Source organism: Streptomyces sp. NPDC004134 (assembly GCF_042874195.1).
GTDB lineage: Bacteria > Actinomycetota > Actinomycetes > Streptomycetales > Streptomycetaceae > Streptomyces.
Genome location: NZ_JBIAMS010000012.1, coordinates 174,993 through 192,127, shown reverse-complemented (window position 1 = coordinate 192,127; position 17,135 = coordinate 174,993). Strand labels below are relative to the sequence as shown.

16 protein-coding genes are annotated in these 17,135 nt (G+C 73.1%); 2 read left to right on the top strand and 14 right to left on the bottom strand.

Annotated elements, in window-relative coordinates; translation table 11 throughout:
• Positions 1-18 precede the first annotated feature (18 nt).
• Together ACFYVJ_RS17600 and ACFYVJ_RS17595 are read right to left on the bottom strand one after the other, a co-directional pair.
• Positions 19-1,122, bottom strand: a complete 1,104-nt coding sequence (locus ACFYVJ_RS17600) for an ABC transporter substrate-binding protein (protein WP_388892248.1) — start codon at positions 1,120-1,122, stop codon at positions 19-21.
• A 51-nt stretch (positions 1,123-1,173) separates the two neighbouring features.
• Positions 1,174-1,803 carry a TetR/AcrR family transcriptional regulator gene (locus ACFYVJ_RS17595; RefSeq protein WP_388892246.1) on the bottom strand — a complete coding sequence of 210 codons (630 nt, stop codon included), beginning with the start codon at positions 1,801-1,803 and terminating at the stop codon, positions 1,174-1,176.
• Between the two features lie 113 nt (positions 1,804-1,916).
• Between ACFYVJ_RS17595 and ACFYVJ_RS17590 the strand changes: the two genes are divergently transcribed.
• Positions 1,917-3,089, top strand: coding sequence for a thiolase family protein (locus ACFYVJ_RS17590; protein ID WP_388892244.1), 1,173 nt, complete (start codon positions 1,917-1,919; stop codon positions 3,087-3,089).
• 84 nt (positions 3,090-3,173) lie between these two features.
• Here the strand turns inward: ACFYVJ_RS17590 and ACFYVJ_RS17585 are convergent, their stop codons facing one another.
• The 12 genes from ACFYVJ_RS17585 to ACFYVJ_RS17530 form a co-directional block, all read right to left on the bottom strand.
• Positions 3,174-3,785, bottom strand: a complete 612-nt coding sequence (locus ACFYVJ_RS17585) for a dihydrofolate reductase family protein (RefSeq protein WP_388892242.1) — start codon at positions 3,783-3,785, stop codon at positions 3,174-3,176.
• A gap of 73 nt (positions 3,786-3,858) precedes the next feature.
• Entirely contained in the window at positions 3,859-4,701 is an 843-nt protein-coding gene (locus ACFYVJ_RS17580) for a helix-turn-helix domain-containing protein (RefSeq protein ID WP_388892240.1), read from the bottom strand.
• 58 nt (positions 4,702-4,759) lie between these two features.
• Positions 4,760-5,170, bottom strand: coding sequence for a tetratricopeptide repeat protein (locus ACFYVJ_RS17575; protein WP_388892237.1), 411 nt, complete (start codon positions 5,168-5,170; stop codon positions 4,760-4,762).
• Position 5,171: 1 nt separating this feature from the next.
• Positions 5,172-5,822, bottom strand: a complete 651-nt coding sequence (locus ACFYVJ_RS17570) for an FMN reductase (RefSeq protein ID WP_388892234.1) — start codon at positions 5,820-5,822, stop codon at positions 5,172-5,174.
• Positions 5,822-6,925 carry an LLM class flavin-dependent oxidoreductase gene (locus ACFYVJ_RS17565; protein ID WP_388892231.1) on the bottom strand — a complete coding sequence of 368 codons (1,104 nt, stop codon included), beginning with the start codon at positions 6,923-6,925 and terminating at the stop codon, positions 5,822-5,824. Before ACFYVJ_RS17565 ends, ACFYVJ_RS17570 begins: the two co-directional genes overlap by 1 nt.
• A gap of 215 nt (positions 6,926-7,140) precedes the next feature.
• Entirely contained in the window at positions 7,141-9,174 is a 2,034-nt protein-coding gene (locus tag ACFYVJ_RS17560) for a glycoside hydrolase family 48 protein (protein WP_388892228.1), read from the bottom strand.
• A 303-nt stretch (positions 9,175-9,477) separates the two neighbouring features.
• Complete coding sequence (locus ACFYVJ_RS17555; protein WP_388892225.1) at positions 9,478-10,845, bottom strand: glycoside hydrolase family 6 protein; 1,368 nt, start codon at positions 10,843-10,845, stop codon at positions 9,478-9,480.
• A 253-nt stretch (positions 10,846-11,098) separates the two neighbouring features.
• The gene (locus ACFYVJ_RS17550) at positions 11,099-11,989 is read right to left on the bottom strand and encodes a ketopantoate reductase family protein (protein WP_388892311.1); all 891 of its coding nucleotides are present in this window, start codon (positions 11,987-11,989) and stop codon (positions 11,099-11,101) included.
• A 58-nt stretch (positions 11,990-12,047) separates the two neighbouring features.
• Positions 12,048-12,581, bottom strand: a complete 534-nt coding sequence (locus tag ACFYVJ_RS17545) for a DUF402 domain-containing protein (RefSeq protein ID WP_388892222.1) — start codon at positions 12,579-12,581, stop codon at positions 12,048-12,050.
• 100 nt (positions 12,582-12,681) lie between these two features.
• A complete protein-coding gene (locus tag ACFYVJ_RS17540) occupies positions 12,682-13,425 on the bottom strand; it encodes a succinate dehydrogenase/fumarate reductase iron-sulfur subunit (RefSeq protein WP_388892219.1) in 744 nt (247 codons plus the stop codon).
• Entirely contained in the window at positions 13,422-15,371 is a 1,950-nt protein-coding gene (locus tag ACFYVJ_RS17535) for a fumarate reductase/succinate dehydrogenase flavoprotein subunit (RefSeq protein WP_388892216.1), read from the bottom strand. The genes ACFYVJ_RS17540 and ACFYVJ_RS17535 overlap by 4 nt, the downstream gene beginning before the upstream one ends.
• A gap of 2 nt (positions 15,372-15,373) precedes the next feature.
• Positions 15,374-16,129, bottom strand: a complete 756-nt coding sequence (locus tag ACFYVJ_RS17530; protein ID WP_388892213.1) for a succinate dehydrogenase — start codon at positions 16,127-16,129, stop codon at positions 15,374-15,376.
• A 94-nt stretch (positions 16,130-16,223) separates the two neighbouring features.
• Here ACFYVJ_RS17530 and ACFYVJ_RS17525 point away from each other — a divergent pair, with 94 nt between their 5' ends.
• On the top strand, positions 16,224-17,132 hold the full coding sequence (locus tag ACFYVJ_RS17525) for a LysR family transcriptional regulator (RefSeq protein WP_388892210.1): 909 nt from the start codon (positions 16,224-16,226) through the stop codon (positions 17,130-17,132).
• Positions 17,133-17,135 lie beyond the last annotated feature (3 nt).

The following is a 17,135-nucleotide window of genomic DNA, read 5'->3' as shown; positions in this document are numbered from 1 at the left end:
CCGGAGCCCGCCGCCGGTTCAGCCGGTGTGCAGGACCCGGAAGCGGCCGGGTTCCGCCGGGTCCCGGTCGACGACCTGGACCGGCGGCCAGGCCCACTGCCACACGTCGATGCCGGGCACGCGCGTGAACCGTATCGGCCCGCGGGTCCCGTCGACCGCGACGTCCCCCCAGGCCGCGGCACGTGCGTCCGCCCCGCCACCGAGCACGGCGGCGAGGACGGCGAGCGTGTCGTAGCCCTCGAAGGCGACGAACGAGGGCTCGGCGGCGAGCCGTTCGCGCAGCGCCGCCCCGACCCGTACGCCGAGGGGCGTCAGACGCTCCGGCAGATAGCGCAGGAACGGGACCCCCGCGCCCTCGGCGCCCAGCAGCGCCGCCCACTCGGCGAACTCCGGCTGTCCGGCCGGGGCGCCGAGCAGCAGTCCGGCCAGCCGCGGATCGCGGCGTACGGACCGCACGAGCGGCACCGCGGGCTCCGGGTGGCCGACGAGCAGCAGGAGGGCCGTCGCGCCGCTCGCGGCGAGCGCGTCGCACAGGGCCTCAGGGGTGAGCGCGCCCACGTCCAGCTCGACCACCGTGCCGCCGTGCGGGGCGAGCCGGTCGTGCAGGATCCGGGTCCCTGACGCCCAGTACACGCTCGGCTGGGCAGCCACGGCGAGACGGTGGTGGCCGGCGCCGAGGAGGTAGTCCGCGTACAGCCGCCAGCCGTGGGACTGCGCGGGGGCGATCCGCGCGATGCCGTCCGCCGGTTGCTCGGTCAGCGCGTCCAGGACCGCGGACGAGCACAGGAACGGCACGCCGAGGGCGTCGGCCCGGGCGGCGGCGGTACGGGCGACGACGCTGTGGTATTCGCCCGCGAGCGCGGCGACGCCCAGCCCTGCCAGCTCGTCCACCGCCGCCGCGGCCCGCCGCGGGTCGGCGGCCGTGTCCCGTACCAGCAGCTCCAGGGGGCGGCCCGTGATCCCGCCGGTGTCGTTGATCTCGCTGGCGGCCAGTTCGAGTCCGGCGACCAGATGCCGGCCCGCCTCGGCCCAGCCGGGCGGGGTGAGCGGGGCGAGGGCGCCGATGCGCACGGGCTCGTCGTCTCGTCGCGGCGGGCGCGCCTGGGTGACCATGACGGCCATTGCACAGGTCAACGCCCGCGCCGGCAACCGATTATCAGTCCGCGGACCGGCTCACCCGGCGCGGCCGGCGGGTGCGCCCGGCAGCGCCGCCACCAGCCGGTCCACCTGCCGCAGCGACGCCGCCAGCACCGCTTCCGGGTCCGGCGCGTGCGCCACGGCCATCGCGCACTCGCAGAGCGCCCCGAAGACCACCGACGCCATCGCGTCCAACTCCACCTCCGCGACGGCATCCTCACCGCCGTGCAGGCCCGCGCCGACCGCCTGCGCCAGCCCGCGCCGGGTCATCGCCCGGCAGTCCGCCTGTACCTCGCGCATCACGGCCCAGCCCAGCGCCCCCGGGGCGTCGAGCAGCGTGATCCGCTGCGTGCCGGGCTCGATGGAGCCGGTGAGGAACGCGCGCTGGCCCGCGCGCAGGCCGTCCCACGGGTCCCGGCAGGCGCGGAAGGCATCGGCGATGGCGTCGCGCAGCCGGTGCTGCTCGGCCGCGTAGACGGCGTGGAAGAGGGTCTGCTTGTTACGGAAGTGGTGGTAGAGCCCACCCTTCGTGATGCCCGCCAGGGCGCAGATCGCGTCGAGGGAGGCGGCGGCGTAGCCGTCCCGGGCGAAGTGCGTGCGGGCGGCGCCGACCAGGTCCTTCGTCGTCGCCGCCGTGCGCTCCTGCTGCGTTCTGCGGGTCTTCATACGCGCATTCTAGGCGGCGTACCCTGTACATACGTACTCCCGGTATGTAACTCTGCGGTAGCCAGGCCAGGCCGAGAACCTGACGCCCAGAGCGAGAGAGGGGCCCGACGCCCATGACCACCACCGCAGTCGTCGTCGACGCCGTCCGCACGGCCTCCGGCAAGGGCAAGCCGGGCGGCGCCCTGTCCGGCGTCCACTCCGTCGACCTGCTGGCCGAGGTGCTGCGCGCGCTCGTCGACCGCAACGGGCTCGACCCCGCGCGGCTCGACGACGTGATCGCCGGCTGCGTCACGCAGGCCGCCGACCAGTCGTTCAACATCGCCCGCAACGCCGTGCTCGCCGCCGGCTTCCCCGAGTCCGTGCCCGGCACCACCGTCGACCGGCAGTGCGGCTCCTCGCAGCAGGCCGCGCACTTCGCGGCGCAGGGGGTGATGGCCGGGGCGTACGACATCGCCGTGGCCGCCGGCGTCGAGTCGATGAGCCGGGTGCCGATGGGCACCGCCGCCGTGGGCCGCGACCCGTTCGGCGACCGGCTCGCCGCCCGCTACCCCGGCGGGCTGATCGCCCAGGGCCACTCCGCGGAGCTGATCGCGGCGCGCTGGGGGCTGGGGCGTACGGAGCTGGACGCGTTCTCGGAGCGCTCGCACCGGCTGGCGGCACGGGCCTGGGAGCGGGGCGCGTTCGACGCGGACGTCGTGCCCGTGGGGGAGCACCGCAGGGACGAGACCGTACGGCCGTCGACGTCCCTGGAGGGGCTCGCGGCGCTCAAGCCGTCCTTCTACGACCCGGCCGTCGCCGAGCGCTTCCCTGAGATCGGCTGGCACATCACGCCCGGCAACTCCTCGCCGCTCACGGACGGCGCCTCCGCCGTGCTGATCACGAGCGAGGAGCGGGCGGCCGAGCTGGGCCTCACGCCGCGGGCGCGGTTCCACTCCTTCGCGGTGACCGGCGACGACCCGGTGCTGATGCTCATGGGCGTCGTACCGGCGACGCGCAAGGTGCTGGCGAAGGCAGGGCTGACGATCGGCGACATCGACGCCTTCGAGGTGAACGAGGCGTTCGCGCCGGTGCCGCTGGCGTGGCAGCACGACGTGGGGGCGGACCCGGAGCGGGTCAACGTCCACGGCGGCGCGATCGCGCTGGGCCACGCGCTGGGCGCGTCGGGCACGCGGCTGCTGGGCACGCTGCTCGGCGCGCTGGACGCGGTGGACGGCCGCTACGGGCTCCAGGTGATGTGCGAGGCGGGCGGTCTGGCGAACGCGACGATCGTGGAACGCCTCCGCTAGCGCCGCGCCGCGGAGGTCCCGCAACGGGCCGTCGGCCGGTGGACCGGGCACCGTGCGACCGCCGGCCGTTCCGCCGGAACGGCCCTAGCGGCGTACCTTGAACCTCAGGTGCAGCACTCCTTCGCCCTGGATGACGACGTGCGGATCCTCCAGCAGGTGCTGCCCGTCGATGCCGCCGAAGTAGCGTCTGCCCGATCCGAACACCACCGGGACCACGTCCATCGCCACCTCGTCCACCAGACCGGCCGCGAGCGCCTGGGCGCCCGCGTCGCCGGCGTTCACCGCGACGACCCGCTCCCCGGCGAGTTCCCGGGCCGTGTCGATCGCGCCCGGCACGCTGTCGGCGAAGTGGCAGGACGCCTCGGGGTGCCACCCCGGCGGCTTCGGCCGGTGCGAGACCACGACCACGTGATCGCCCGCGGGCGGCCGGCCCTCCCAGCCGTTCACCTGGTCGAACAGGGTGCGGCCCATCACGATCGTGCCGATCGACTCCCACATCGACCGGACGTAGTCCGCCGACGCGCGCGAGACCTTGAAGCCGGTCGAGGCGCCGGAGTGGTCGAACTCCCCCTCCCCGCCCACGACGAGGGGGACGTCCCCGCCGAAGTACCAGTCGTGCAGGGGACCGACCTCGCCTTTCTCATCGGCGATGAAGCCGTCCACCGACACCACGCTGTGCATGATCACCGTACCCACGGGCCCTCCTCGACAAGTGCTTGCGGGATTTCCGCGATCTTCCCGCACCGTGGGGATCCGGGCATGTAGGAAATCAATCGGCGGGCATCGGGCCGAGGTCCTGCGGATCCCGCCGGTCGGTGGGGAACCGGCGCCGCAGCGCCAGGTACTCCGTGGGCGTGTGGCCGGTGAAGTCCTTGAACTCCCTGCTGAAGTGGGCGTGGTCGAAGTAGCCGGCCGTCTGGGCGTGAGCGGACCAGTCGACCGGGCGCAGGGCGTCCACCGACACGATGAGCCGTGCGAAGCGGTAGATCCGCGCCATCCGCTTCGGGGTGACACCCACGTGGGTCTTGAACAGGCCGGCCAGATGGTTGCCGCTCACCCCGGCGGCGTCGGCCAGCGCACGGACCGCGACCGTGCCGTGCGAGGTCTCCAGCCACCCGCCCGTGTGCCGTACCAGGTCGAGACCGCGCGCGGGGGCCCCGGTGAGATGCGCACGCAGCTCCTCCTCCACCACCCGCAGCGTCTCGGCGGCCGACGCGGCGTCGCCGACCCGGTTCCGGATCCGGTCCGCGGAGCGTTGCCAGACGGCGTCGAGCGGTGCCCACCGGTTGCGCAGTCCGGCCGCCGGTATGCCGGCGAACGGCGACATGCCCCAGGGTTTGAAGTGCACCCCGACGAGCCGCACACGCGGGGGGTACTCGAAGAGGAAGCGCCTGGTCCATACGCCCATGAACCACCCGTCCGTCAGCAGCGCCGGCGGCACGGAAGGGTCCGAGTCCCACAGCCGGACGGGCCCGCCGTGGTGCAGGAACAGGTGTGCCGACGGCATCGGCGGGACGTTCATCAGCCGGTGCCGCGGCACTCCGGTGAGGCAGTAGATGTCGTCGATGAACCCATCGAGCGGCGGAGCGGGCACGCGGCCGACGTATTCCACGGGCCCAGTATGGCGGGCCGGGCCGTGTCGGGGCCCGGCCCGCCTCCGGCGCTCGCCGTCAGGCGCCGAGCGCCTCCGCCGTGCGCAGCGCGCCGGCTGCCTCGTCCTCGCGGCCCTGGCGCTGGAGCGTACGGCCCAGCATCAGGTGGGCGTAGTGCTCGACCGGGTCGCGGTCGAGGACCGCGCGCAGCTCCGTCTCGGCGCGGGTCAACTGCGCGGAGTGGTAGTACGCCCGGGCCAGCAGCAGCCGGGGCGCGACCTGCTCGGGGTACTCCCCGACCACCGCGGTCAGCAGCTTCGCCGCGCCCACGTAGTCCTTCGAGTCGAAGAGGGCACCGGCCCGCTCCCAGCGGGACGCCGCGTCCTCCGTCTCGGGCGCCGCGAAGATGTTCAGCGCGTCGCTCCAGCGGCTGGCGGCCGGCTCGCCGTCGGGACCGAAGGCGTTGAAGCCCCGGAACTCCTCGCTCATGTCACTCCTTCCGGGTGTCCGGCCGCAGCGCGGCCAGTTGCTGCTCGAACGGGACCACCTGCTCGGGACCGCCGGCCGCCGGGCGCGGCTGCCGGCCGTGCATCAGCTCGGCCAGCTCGCCCGCCGCCCGGGCGATCCGGGTGGGCAGGGTGTCGGTCAGCGGGTCGCCGCTGCCGCCCCAGTCGTCGGCCGCCGCGTACACCGCGGTGGGGACGACGACGGACCGCAGGTAGGCGAAGAGCGGCCGCATCGCGTGCTCCAGCACCAGCGAGTGCCGCGCCGTCCCACCGGTCGCCGCGACCAGCACCGGCTTCCCGGCCAGCGCACCGTCGTCCGCCGCCCCGATCACGTCGAAGAACGACTTGAACAGTCCGCTGTACGAACCGGAGAAGACCGGCGTCACGGTGATCAGGCCGTCGGCGCCCGTCACCGCGTCGATCGCCTTGGCGAGGTCCGCGGACGGGAAGCCGGTGACCGTGTTGTGGGCGATGTCGGCGGCCAGGTCACGCAGCTCGACCACCTGCACCCCGACCTGCCGGCCGTCGTCGGCCGGCTGCCGCCGTACCGCCTCGGCCAGCCGGTCGGCGAGCAGCCGGGTGGACGAGGGCACGCTCAGCCCGGCCGACACCACGGTCAGCTTCAGCGCGGTCACTACGCCACCTCCTCCTCGTCGCTCTGCCCGGCGGCGGCCGCCGCCACGCGGGCCGCGTGGGTCGGCGCCTCCGGCACGGCTGCCGGGCGGTTCTTCGCGAACTCCGCGCGCAGCACCGGCACGACCTCCTCGCCGAGCAGGTCCAACTGCTCCAGCACGGTCTTCAGCGGCAGGCCCGCGTGGTCGAGCAGGAAGAGCTGCCGCTGGTAGTCCCCGAAGGACTCGCGGAACGTCAGCGTCTTGTCGATGACCTCCTGCGGGCTGCCCACGGTCAGCGGCGTCTGCTCGGTGAAGTCCTCCAGCGAGGGGCCGTGCCCGTAGACCGGCGCGTTGTCGAAGTAGGGCCGGAACTCCCGTACCGCGTCCTGCGAGTTCTTCCGCATGAACACCTGCCCGCCGAGGCCGACGATCGCCTGCTCCGGCGTGCCGTGGCCGTAGTGGGCGTAGCGCGTGCGGTACAGCTCGATCAGCCGCTGGAAGTGCTCCTTCGGCCAGAAGATGTTGTTGGCGAAGAAGCCGTCGCCGTAGTACGCGGCCTGCTCGGCGATCTCCGGCGAGCGGATGGAGCCGTGCCAGACGAACGGCGGGACGCCGTCCAGCGGGCGCGGGGTGGAGGTGAAGCCCTGCAGCGGGGTGCGGAAGCGGCCCTCCCAGTCCACGACGTCCTCGCGCCACAGCCGGTACAGCAGCGCGTAGTTCTCCACCGCCAGCGGGATGCCCTGCCGGATGTCCTGGCCGAACCAGGGGTAGACGGGCCCGGTGTTGCCCCGGCCCATCATCACGTCCACCCGGCCGTCCGCCAGGTGCTGGAGCATCGCGAAGTCCTCGGCGATCTTCACCGGGTCGTTCGTGGTGATCAGCGTGGTGGACGTGGACAGGATCAGCCGCTCCGTGCGCGCTGCGATCCAGCCCAGCATGGTGGTGGGGGACGAGGGGACGAACGGCGGGTTGTGGTGTTCGCCGGTGGCGAAGACGTCGAGACCGACCTCCTCGGCCTTGAGCGCGACGGCGGTCATGGCCTTGATCCGCTCGTGCTCACTCGGCACCCGACCCGTGGTGGGGTCCTGGGTGACGTCGCCGACACTGAAGATCCCGAACTGCACCGGACTCACCCTCTCCGTGGTTGAAAGCTCAATCACACCGGAGAACGTGTGTCTGCGCAACCCTATTCCCCGCCATGTCGAGGCAGGTCGGAGCCCTGGTGGGAGCACGCACGGGCGCCGCCGCCCGGGGCGGCCGGGCGTGGCGCGGGACCGCGGCACGCGCAGCGAAGCCGGCCGGTCACCCCGCGTGGCGGGGCGCCGGCCGGCTCGCCGCGTCAGGCGGACGGGAACAGCTCGGCGTACACCGCGAAGGCGATCGCCAGCCCCGCCTGCGCCCAGAAGCGGTGGTACGTGAACTCAGGCGCCGGCCCGCCGTCCAGGTGGGCCTGGACCTTCGGCCACTCCGGGTCGTCGCGGTACCACGAGCGCAGCTCGATGAACGTGACGCCCGGCTCGACGACGTCGCCGTTCGGCATCGTCCCCGACCAGCCGGCCGGGACGTACACCTCGTCGGCGAAGCGCCGGTAGTCGGCCCGCGTCTCCGGCACCGCGATGCCCAGGCCGTCGGCGTTCGCGGCCAGCGCGTCGAGCAGCCGCTTGGCGACCTCGGCCGTCGCGGTGTCGCCGGCCTTGGCCGCGTAGTACGTCAGCGTCTTGGCCAGCGCCGACGCGACGCCCACGTCCGTGCCGTACTCCGCGATCGAGACGTGCAGCCCGGCGTTCGCCCCGGGGCTCGCCGGGTTCCAGGTGTCGGGGGCGCCGTCCCAGGACAGCGTCGCCGGGATACGGAACGTGCCGTCCGCCTCCGCGGTGATCTCCGGCGTGACCCAGGCCACCCACTTCTCCAGCAGCGCCTGCGCGGTCGCGTTGCCCGAGGCGTAGTACAGCTCCGCGACCCGTTCCATGCCCCAGCACTGCATGCCGAACCAGTTGTTGCTGGGCGGGTCGTGGTAGACGGGCTGCCAGTCGTAGGCCATGCCGTAGAAGGTCGGCGTGCCCGCGGGCGGGGCGCCGTACTGGCCCTCCCAACTGTTGGTGCAGCCGCCCGCCAGCCCGCCCTCCGAGGACTGCAGCCAGCGCAGGAACTCCAACTGCCGGGTCAGGCTCGCCGACCAGTCGCTCTTCGCGGTGGGGGACTTGGGGGTCAGCGCGGGCACGGTGGACAGCGCCCAGGCGGCGAAGGGGTTCTGGTAGCCCTGGTGGGAGGCGCCGTCGCCGATGCGCCAGGCCCAGCCGCCGCCACCGCCCGCCGCGCCGCCCCAGGCGTAGTACCAGGACAGCAGGTAGTGCTGGGAGCTGCGGCCGGAGCCCGCCGGGCAGCCGGTGGGGCTGGTGCAGTCGCCGATCCGCTTGAAGTACTTGTCGAACATCGAGTACCGCAGGTAGTCGCCCATCTTCGCGGCCCGCGCCACGGAGGCGGAGATCTGCCCGGCGTTGCCCTGTGCCGTGGCCCAGGTCAGCGCCCAGTACGCGGCCTGCACGGCGCGCGCGTCGGCGTCGGGGGCGTTGGTGTACTTCCACTGCCGGGCGTAGGAGTTGTCGCCCACGAAGAGGTCGAGGTAGCCGTTGGGGCCGCCGTACTCGAAGAGGTCGGTCGTCGGCTGTGGGATGGTCTCCCAGACCGACTCCTCCGAGCCGCGCTGGTAGCTGTTGATGTACGAGGGACCGGGCCCCGGGCCGTTCTGGCCGCCGCTGCCCGGGGTGTTGCCGTAGCCGTAGGTGTTGTCGACGTCGAGCAGCCAGTGCATGCCGTAGATGTCCATCGTCCCGTACGCGGACGCCAGTTCGGCCGCCAGCGGGTCCTGGCCGACGGACACGGACGGGTCGAGCCGGGCGGGGTACTGGGAGACGTCGGAGTGCTCGGGCGCGTACGTCGCGGGCGCGCCCGGGTTGTACGAGCCGTTGGTGGGCTGGTCGGCGCGGGTCGGGATGATGTACTGCTCCGCCGCCTCCCAGGAGGCGTTGAACGGGGCCCAGTCGCCGGTGACCCTGCCGTAGGCGGCCTCCAGCCACATCCAGTAGCTGAACGCCTCGGACGTCGTCTCGTGCCCATGGTCGGGCGCCTCGACGATCAGTGTCTCCACGCTGTGGTACGGAATGCCGTCCGGGCTGAAGTACCCGTTGGCGGGGTCCTTGATCTTCTCGTACTGGGCGAGGAAGAGGTCGTCGTACGGACCCTGCGGGGCCGCCGCCGTCGTCTCCTCCGGGGCCGTGCCGGCCCGGGCGGCGGTGGGCGCTGCGACGGCCGTCGCGAAGGCGGCGCCGCCGGCCGCGGCGGTGAACCGCCGGCGGGACAGTGACTTGGACATGGGGGGTCTCCTCGGGGAGCCCGCGGGCGCGCGGCCCGGCGGGAGGGGTGGGAGGTGGGGTGCGGGGGTGCGGGCCACGGGACCGCGGGGCAGGAGCCAGGCCGATCCCGGGAGCCGGGCGGACCGCGCGGGGTCGGGCGCGGCGCCCTCGCTGCCCGGTGAGGGGGGTGAACGCCTGGCGCCGTCTGCCCCGTGAGGCGCCGTGGGTGCCCGGTGGCGGCCGTCCCGGGGGCCGCCACCGGGCCGCTCCGCCGCCGGGATCCGGCGGCCGGCGGCGGAGGGTGGGAGGGGAACTCGCGTGCGCTAGTTCACCGGCGGGTTGGCGTTGGCGATCAGCTCGTCGAACTGCGCCTGGAACCAGTGGCCGGAGGTCGGCGCGTCGGGCAGGGCGCCCGACATGTTGTACTGGTTGCGCGCGTTGCCCTCGTACGTCGGGTCGCACATCCGGTCGAAGCCCTTGTCGTCGTCCGGGATCTCTTCGCTGGCGCCGTCCGACTCACCCGGGGGCTTGATCCAGGCGTAGGCGTGGATGTTGGCCGCGGGCGAGACCGTCGGCCGCTCACCGAGGCCGGCTCCGGACTGGTTGCACCAGTTGCCGAGGTGGATCCGGCGGTCGGTGCGGCTGGCGTCGACGTACTCGTCGGCGGTCCCGCCGGTCGGGCCGGGGCCCGTCGGCCGCTCGGCGCCGCCCCAGCCGTTGCGCGAGGTGTCGATGATCGCGCCCATGCCGGACGGGAACCCGGCGGCCGGGGCCGCCCGCGACACGAATGCCTGCGCGAAGGACTGCTCGTCGACATAGCGGTTCCAGTCGACCCACTTGCTGCTCTCGCGGATGGGCCGGCCGCCGACCGTGTCGTTGATCGAGAAGTACGGCTCCACGGTCGAGCCGTAGTTCGCGGTGTTGGCGGCGAAGCCGGTGACGTCCTGGGGGGTGGCGCCCTCGGCGTTGGCGGCCTGGTAGAGCAGGTTGGCGGTCGGCTGGAAGTTGTCGTCCCAGCCGATCCAGCCGTGGTGGCCGATGTCGATGTAGTTGTAGACGTTGCCGTTGTCGCCGAGCGTGGCGAGGTTGTAGCCCACGCCCTTGACGTAGTTGCCGTTGGCCTTCATCACGTCGCACTCGGGCGTGCCCGTGGGCCGGCCGCTGACGTTGGTGACGAGGTTGGGCAGCGAGTCGATCTCGACGATGTTGATGATCTTGAGGCTCTGGTACGCCGGGTCGTCGACGATCTCGTCGATCGCATCGATGAACTCGGTCTTGTACCGGTCGATCTCGGTCGGGCCCAGCTCGCCCCGGGAGGCGAGCGCGGCGCAGTCGCGGCCGGGCAGGTTGTACGTGACGATCTGGATGGCGTCGGCGCCCTGCGCCAGCGCTTCGTCCATGTGCTCGCGCAGGCCCATGTTGTTGGAGCCGTCGGAGCCGCTCGTGATGGCCGCGATGCTGTCGAGCCAGACGGCGGTCGGGGTGTCGGCGATGGCCGCGCCGCCGCCCTGCGTGGCCGCGGCGGACCAGTCGGGGTTCACGTACAACTGGCTGCCCGCGTACGGGTTGTCGCCGGGCGCCGCGGTCTCGGCCGCCGCGGGGGGCGCGGACAGCGAGTACGTCAGCAGGGTCCCGGTGGCGGCCAGCGCCGCGGCGCTGACACCGGTGATACGTCGGCGTGCCTTTCTCATGCGGCTCTCCTTCCACGCCCGTGCCGGGCGTTGGAGGTGGGGGGTTGCGGGGGGTGTGCGTGGGGGGTGGCGCAGAACGGGATTACTGACGAGTACATGTCAATAATCGATCTTCCTTCCACGCGTCCCGTGCGTGGTGTGTGAAGTGTGGGAGCGCTCCCATATCGCGCTGCGAGGCTAACAGCTCAAAGAAGTGTTGTGAAGAGCCCGCCCACGAAGACGGGCGTCTTCACTGGTCGTAGGATGCGCCGCGCTACGCGCCCGCCCGCGCCCCGATCTCCGCGACCAGGCGCTCCGCCACCGGCACCGCGATCCCGTGCGCCCGCGCGGCGCGCAGCAGCGCGCCGCCGATGGCGTCGAGTTCGAGGGGGCGGCCCGCCTCCGCGTCGCGGAGCATCGAGGACTTCGTACGGGCCGGGAAGGTGTCGTACATCGACGCCACCGCGTCCGCGTCCACCCGCGCCCCGGACGCGCCCGCCACCGCGGCGGTCTCCGCCAGCAGCGCCAGCATCTCGTCGCGGTGCCCGGTCCTGACGCCGCCGACGGGCACGCCGTGGCGGGTGGTGAGCAGGGCCATCGGTGCGAGGAAGGCCATCTTCGTCCACAGGACGCTCGGCTCGTCGTCCCGCACCTGCACCTCGGCGCCGGCGTCGGTCAGCACCCGGGCCGCCGCCTCCAGCCGCTCCGGCGGCGCGGTGGCGGAGGCGAGCGAGACCCTGGTGAACGGGCTGCCGTGCTCGATCAGCCCGGGGGCGACCCGGGTGGACTCCACGGTGATGGTGCCCGCGGCGACCTGCTCGGGCCGGTAGCGCTCGCGCAGCGCGGCCATGTGGTCGACGCCGTTGAGCAGCGGCACCACGAGCGCGTCGCCGAGCGCCGCGGGGGGCACCCGTTCCAGCGCGGCGTCGAAGGCGGTGGCCTTGACGGCGACGATGCACAGGTCCACGGGCGTGCGCAGTTCGGTGTCGCCCGCCACGTGGGTGGCGAAGTCGCCGAACTGTCTGCTGTTGACGGTGATTCCGTCCGCCTGGAGCGCGCCGGCGGTCGCGGCGCCGGCCACACAGGTCACCCGGTGCCCGGCCCGGGCCAGCAGCCCGGCGAGCAGCCCGCCGACCCCGCCGGGGCCGAGAACGGCAGCGTTCATCGTGTCCATGCGGAGCAGTAAAGGCCAGTCGGCCGGGCACGTCCACACCCCCCCGCGGTCAGCGCCGCGGCGAGCACCCGGCACCGAAGGGGGGCAGCTCGGCCAGGGGACGGATGGCCGCCGGGGGGAAGTCCGGCCAGGAGTCCGGCGCCTCCCGGTCCAGATCGCGCAGGTGCCCGTCGACGAAGCGCTGGGCGTCGCGCAGGACCCGGGCGGCGGTGGCGGCGTCGATGCGGCCGTCCTCCATCGCGTCGGCCAGCTCGTCGAGGTCCAGGACTTCGTAGCGCCGGCTGCCGGGGAGCACGACGATGTCCACGTAGAGGTCGTGCACCACCAGCCGCTTCGGGCCCACTTCCGCCAGTTCGACCACGTCGACGTACCAGCCGCCTTCGAGCGCGCCGGTGAAGGCGCCCGGCCTGGTGAGCTGGATCCCGGCGTCGCCGATGACGAAGCAGCGGTCTGTCGTGGGCCGGCCGGGGACCTGCCAGGGAGGAAGGATCCGGAGGTCGTAGGCCACGAGGCCGTCGCCGGTGCGGACACCGGGGCACCACTGCCCGCTGCGGTGGTGGACGCGTACGTCTTCCAGGGACACGGGGGACACGGGGGCTACGCGGCCGGGGCCGGTCTCCCGGGCGCCGGGGAGATGCTCATCGGGCGATCACGCCTAGGCATCTCCCCGGTACGGGGCCGGACTATGCCGACTTCCGGGCCGCGCGCAGGAATTCGCGGTTCAGCGACGAGATCGCCTGCAGCGGGATGCCCTTCGGGCAGGCCACCGCGCACTCGCCGGTGTTCGTGCAGCCGCCGAAGCCCTCGTCGTCCATCCGGCCGACCATGTCCAGCACCCGCGACTCCCGCTCCGGCGCCCCCTGCGGCAGTGCGCCCAGGTGCACGACCTTCGCGGCGGTGAACAGCATCGCCGAGCCGTTGGGGCAGGCCGCCACGCACGCGCCGCAGCCGATGCACTCCGCGTGCTCGAAGGCCGTCTCCGCCGCCGGCTTGGGCACGGGTGTCGCGTGCGCGTCGGGGGCGCTGCCGGTGGGCGCGGTGATGTAGCCGCCGGCGCCGATGATCCGGTCGAACGCCGATCGGTCCACGACCAGATCCTTCACCACCGGGAACGCCGCCGCCCGCCATGGCTCGACGTCGATGACGTCCCCGTCCGCGAACGACCGCATGTGCAACTGGCACGCCGTCGTCCGCTCCGGCCCGTGCGCCCGCCCGTTGATGACGACTCCGCACGCTCCGCAGATGCCCTCGCGGCAGTCGTGGTCGAAGGCGACGGGCTCGTCGCCGGCGAGGATCAGCCGCTCGTTGAGGGTGTCCAGCACCTCCAGGAACGACATCTCCGGCGTGACGTCCCCGACCTCGTACGAGACCATCTCGCCCGCCGCGTCGGGCCCCGGCTGCCGCCAGACCCGCAGGGTCACCTTCACTGATAGCTCCGTTGCGTGGGAATGACGTATTCGAATTCCAGGTCCTCGCGGTGGAGGACCGGGGCGGTGCCCGTCGCGGTGAACTCCCAGGCCGCCGCGTACGAGAAGCGGTCGTCGTCGCGGGCCGCCTCGCCGTCCGGGGTCTGGCTCTCCTCGCGGAAGTGGCCGCCGCAGGACTCCGCGCGGTGCAGCGCGTCGAGGCACATCAGCTCGGCCAGCTCCAGGTAGTCCGCGATGCGGTTGGCCTTCTCCAGCGACTGGTTCAGCTCGGCGCCGGTGCCCGGCACCTTGATCCGGCGCCAGAACTCCTCGCGGAGCGCCGGGATCCGCTCCAGCGCCTTGCGCAGCCCCGGCTCCGTACGGGCCATGCCGCACTCGTCCCACAGCAGTTCGCCCAGCTCGCGGTGGAAGGAGTCGGGGGTGCGGTCGCCGTCGACGGCGAGGAGGAGGTGCAGGCGGTCCTCGGTGTCCGCGACGGCCTCGGCGACCGCCGGGTGGTCGGGGGAGACCTGCTCGGGGCGCTGCCGGGCGAGGAAGTCGCCGATGGTGGCGGGGAGGATGAAGTAGCCGTCGGCCAGGCCCTGCATGAGCGCGGAGGCGCCGAGGCGGTTGGCGCCGTGGTCGGAGAAGTTCGCCTCGCCGACGGCGAAGAGCCCGGGGACGGTGGTCTGCAGGTCGTAGTCGACCCACAGGCCGCCCATCGTGTAGTGGATCGCCGGGTAGATGCGCATGGGCACCTGGTACGGATCCTCCGCCGTGATCCGCTCGTACATCTCGAAGAGGTTGCCGTACCGCTCCTCGACCGCCGCGCGCCCCAGCCGCCCGATGGCGTCGGCGAAGTCGAGGTACACCCCCTGGCCGCCGGGGCCGACGCCGCGGCCCTCGTCGCAGACGTTCTTCGCGGCGCGCGAGGCGATGTCGCGGGGGACGAGGTTGCCGAAGGAGGGGTAGAGGCGTTCCAGGTAGTAGTCGCGCTCGTGCTCCGGGATGGCGTTCGGCGGGCGGGTGTCGCCGTGCGCCCTGGGCACCCAGATGCGGCCGTCGTTGCGCAGCGACTCGCTCATCAGCGTCAGCTTCGACTGGTGGTCGCCGGAGCGCGGGATGCAGGTGGGGTGGATCTGGGTGAAGCAGGGGTTGGCGAAGTACGCGCCGCGGCGGTGGGCCCGCCAGATGGCGGTGGCGTTGGAGTTCTTGGCGTTGGTGGAGAGGTAGAAGACGTTGCCGTAGCCGCCGGTGGCGAGCACGACGGCGTCGGCGAGGTGGGTCTCGATCCGGCCGGTGACCAGGTCGCGGGCGACGATGCCGCGGGCCCGGCCGTCGACGACGATCAGGTCGAGCATCTCGGTGCGGGGGTGCATCTCGACGTTGCCGGCCTCGATCTGCCGGGAGAGCGCCTGGTACGCGCCGAGGAGGAGCTGCTGGCCGGTCTGCCCGCGGGCGTAGAAGGTGCGGGAGACCTGGACGCCGCCGAAGGAGCGGGTGTCGAGCAGGCCGCCGTACTCGCGGGCGAAGGGCACGCCCTGGGCGACGCACTGGTCGATGATCTCGGCCGAGACCTGCGCGAGCCGGCGCACGTTGGACTCGCGTGCGCGGAAGTCGCCGCCCTTGACGGTGTCGTAGAAGAGCCGGTGTACGGAGTCGCCGTCGTTGCGGTAGTTCTTCGCGGCGTTGATGCCGCCCTGGGCGGCGATGGAGTGGGCGCGGCGCGGGGAGTCCTGGTAGCAGAACTGGACGACCTGGTAGCCCTGTTCGGCGAGGGTGGCGCCGGCGGCGCCGCCGGCCAGGCCCGTACCGACGACGATGACGCGGTAGCGGCGCCGGTTGGCCGGGTTGACGAGCCGGGCGGTGAAGCGGCGGCGGTCCCAGCGCTCGGCGATGTCGCCGGGCGGTGCGGCGGCGTCGGCGACGGGTTCGCCCTCTGTGTACTGCGTGTATGCCGGTGACATCCTCAGTTCACGACTCCCGTCATGACGGCCACGGGGAGGGAGATGAAGCCGCAGGTCAGCACCAGCGCAAGGGTGTTGGTGACGGCTTTGAGGGCCCGCTCGCGGGCCGGGCTCGCGCCGCCGAGGGTCTGCACGGCGCTCCAGAAGCCGTGCCGCAGGTGCAGACCGAGGGCGAGCATCGCGGTGATGTAGACGACGTTGCCGTACCAGGTGGAGAAGGTGGCGACGGTGTTCTCGTACGGGCGGCCGGTCTGGGCGTTCTCGTTCACGGTCAGCGTCGTCAGGTCGAGGATGTGCCAGACGATGAAGAGGCCGAGGATCACCCCGCCCCAGCGCATGGTGCGGGTGGCGTAGCTCGCGCGCCGGCGCTTGTGGACGTAAGCGACCGGGCGCGCGGCGATGTCGCGGCGGCTGAGCTGGTACGCGGTCACGCCGTGCAGGACGACGGCGACCACCAGCACCACGCGGATCATCCACAGGGCCCACTCGTAGTGCAGCACCGGGCCGCCGAGGGTGCGCAGCCAGTGGCCGTAGTCGTTGAACTCCTCGGCGCCGTAGAAGATCTTGAGGTTGCCGATCAGATGGGCCACGAGGTAGGCGAGCATGATCAGGCCGGTGACGGCCAGCACCGTCTTCTTGCCGACGGTGGAGCGCCACACCAGTGCGAGGAGCGACGGCGGGTAGGCCCGCGGGCGGGCCGGCTCCCGGGCGGAGTCGCCGGCGGCGGGCTTCGACGCCGGCTTGGTGGTCAGGGCCATGCCTGTGACGGTAGGGAGGCAACCCGGGATCCGTCCAAGACATGAATTCGCTGCTTTCGATAGGCGATGGCTATCGTCGGGCTACGCTGGATCCATGCACCTGCAGCAGCTTCGCTACTTCGCCGCCGTCGCCGAGACCCGCCACTTCACCCGGGCCGCCGAGCGCGAGCACGTGGCGCAGCCGTCGCTGTCGCAGTCCGTACGGGCGCTGGAGCGGGAGCTGGGCGCCGAGCTGTTCCACCGGGCCCGCGGGCACATCACGCTCACCGATGCCGGCGAGGCGCTGCTGCCGCTGGCGCGGCGGATCCTCGCCGACACCGAGACGGCGCGGCGGGAGGTGCAGGAGGTCGCGCAGTTGCGGCGGGGGCGGGTGCGGCTGGGGGCCACGCCGAGCCTGTGCGCGAGCCTGGTGCCGGACGCCCTGCGCACGTTCCACGCCCGCTACCCGGGCATCGAGCTGCACGTCCACGAGGACGGCTCGCAGGATCTCGTACGGACGCTCGCGGCCGGCGAGCTGGACCTGGCCCTGGTCATCACGCCGCTGGCGGGGCAGGCCCCGGCACTGACGACGACGGAGCTGCTGCGCGAGGAGCTGGTCGTGGTCTCGGCGCCGGACGCGCCGCCGGTCGCCGGGGCGGGCGGCGCGGGCCGCGGCATCCGGATCGGTGACCTGCGGGGGCGGCCGCTGGCGATGTTCCGGCACGGGTACGACCTGCGGGAGCTGACGGTCGCGGCGTGCCGGGAGGCGGGCTTCGAGCCGGAGTTCGGGGTGGAGGGCGGCGAGATGGACGCGGTGCTGGGGTTCGTGCGGGCCGGGCTCGGGGTGGCGGTGGTGCCGAGCATGGTCGCGGAGCGCTCGGGGCTGCGGACGACGGCGTTCGCGGCGCCGGGGCTGCACCGGACGATCTCCGTGGCGCACCGGGGCGACGTGTCGCCGCCCCGGGCGGCGCGGGAGCTGCGCCGGCTGCTGATCAGCGCGGTCGGCGGCGGCTCGGGGACGTGACAC

Bases quoted from the DNA above. Each gene is read 5' to 3' on its own strand.
- ACFYVJ_RS17600 (WP_388892248.1), bottom strand. From the start codon at position 1,122: ATGGCCGTCATGGTCACCCAGGCGCGCCCGCCGCGACGAGACGACGAG.
- ACFYVJ_RS17595 (WP_388892246.1), bottom strand. From the start codon at position 1,803: ATGAAGACCCGCAGAACGCAGCAGGAGCGCACGGCGGCGACGACGAAG.
- ACFYVJ_RS17590 (WP_388892244.1), top strand. From the start codon at position 1,917: ATGACCACCACCGCAGTCGTCGTCGACGCCGTCCGCACGGCCTCCGGC.
- ACFYVJ_RS17575 (WP_388892237.1), bottom strand. From the start codon at position 5,170: ATGAGCGAGGAGTTCCGGGGCTTCAACGCCTTCGGTCCCGACGGCGAG.
- ACFYVJ_RS17560 (WP_388892228.1), bottom strand. From the start codon at position 9,174: ATGTCCAAGTCACTGTCCCGCCGGCGGTTCACCGCCGCGGCCGGCGGC.
- ACFYVJ_RS17555 (WP_388892225.1), bottom strand. From the start codon at position 10,845: ATGAGAAAGGCACGCCGACGTATCACCGGTGTCAGCGCCGCGGCGCTG.
- ACFYVJ_RS17550 (WP_388892311.1), bottom strand. From the start codon at position 11,989: ATGAACGCTGCCGTTCTCGGCCCCGGCGGGGTCGGCGGGCTGCTCGCC.
- ACFYVJ_RS17535 (WP_388892216.1), bottom strand. From the start codon at position 15,371: ATGTCACCGGCATACACGCAGTACACAGAGGGCGAACCCGTCGCCGAC.
- ACFYVJ_RS17530 (WP_388892213.1), bottom strand. From the start codon at position 16,129: ATGGCCCTGACCACCAAGCCGGCGTCGAAGCCCGCCGCCGGCGACTCC.
- ACFYVJ_RS17525 (WP_388892210.1), top strand. From the start codon at position 16,224: ATGCACCTGCAGCAGCTTCGCTACTTCGCCGCCGTCGCCGAGACCCGC.